The sequence below is a fragment of the Microbacterium neimengense genome (genome assembly GCF_054782995.1).
The window spans coordinates 1-1493 of the sequence record NZ_BAAGRK010000011.1 but is presented as its reverse complement, the minus strand read 5'-3'; the positions used below and the strand labels follow the sequence as shown (position 1 = coordinate 1493).

At 44.2% G+C, this 1493-nt stretch carries 1 rRNA gene; it reads left to right on the top strand.

The features are described from left to right. A 16S ribosomal RNA gene (locus ACYVJS_RS10450) occupies positions 1–1279 on the top strand; the annotation flags it as partial. Between the last annotated feature and the right edge of the window lie 214 nt (positions 1280–1493).

Below are 1493 nucleotides of genomic sequence, written 5' to 3'. Positions count from 1 at the left end.
AATACTTGTATTTGAACATGGCGAACGGGTGAGTAATGAATAGGCAAGCTACCCATAGGATTGGTGGAATACCAAATATTAAAAAGGATTAATTCCGCCTATGGATGTACCTATTGAATAGATTAGGTAGTTGGTAAGGTAACGGCTTACCAAGCCAATGATCTATAGTTGGTCTGAGAGGACGATCAACCACAGTGGGAATGAGAAAGGCCCACACGAGCAAAGTATCGGCAGCAGTGCGGAATCTTGGTCAATGGCCGAAAGGCTGAACCAGTCACCTAGAAGGACGGATACATTAATTTGATAAAGTCCTAACGGAAAGGAGGATAATGACTGTACTTTCCTATTAATCCCGACCAATCTCGTGCCAGCAGTCGCGGTAATACGAGAGGGGTAAGCATTATTCATCATTAATGGGTCTAAAGGGTACGTAGGCTGTATCATAAGACTGGAAGGTATCGAACTAAATGAATAAGAGCTTTTCAGTAACTATGAAACTAGAGTGTAATGGAGGAAAGAGGAACTCCGAGAGTAGGGATGGAATCTGTTGATCCTCGGAAGACCGCTTAAGGCGAAGGCTTCTTTCTAACTAAACACTGACGCTGAGGTACGAAAGTATGGGGAGCAAAACGGATTAGAGACCCGTGTAGTCCATACCGTAAACGATGAGTGCCTTAGATTGGTTATTAATCAGTCTATAAATGTAGATTAAAGCACTCCACCTGGGGAGTACTGCCGCAAGGTTGAAACCCAAAAGTNTGAAGCATGTTGTTTAATGTGATGATCCGCACAACATCTTACCACTCCTTGAATGCTACACAGGCGTTGCATGGCTGTCTTCAGTTCGTGTCGTGAGATGTAAGGTTAAGTCCGCATAACGAACAAAACCCCTGCAACTAGTTAATATCTAGTTGAGCATCCAGTGATAAACTGGAATAATTGGGACTAAGACAAGCCCTCATGGCCCTTATGGAGTGGGCTACAGACGTGCAGCTAGGGGGAATACAAAAGGATCCAATAAGGTAACTTGGAGGTAATCCCCAAATTTCCCCTTTGTGGATTGAGCTCTGTAACTCGAGCTCATGAATTAGGAATTGCTAGTAATCGTGAATCACCACGTCACGGTGAAATTAAAGCTTCAAGATCTACTAACTGCCTGTCACGGGCTGGGAGTAAGCTATACCTGAAGTTGTCTAAAAACATCCAAGGATAGTAAACGACTGGTCTGAAGTCATAACAAGGTAGCCGTTCGGGAACGAGTGGCTGAATGGTTATTACCGGGGGAACAATAAGTTCCTCCCCCAAAACTAACTAAAACCCTTAAAATTATTTTATCAATAAATATCAGGGGCGCCGGCCCTTACTCCTTGGGATAGGGCAAGGCTCGGCCCTGACCCGTGGGCCAGGGGCGGCTCACCGCCCCGGGTGTTTAACATTTTATAAGTTTTTATAAGGCTTAATCTGGGGGTTGTTAAAATATACATTGTCTTTAG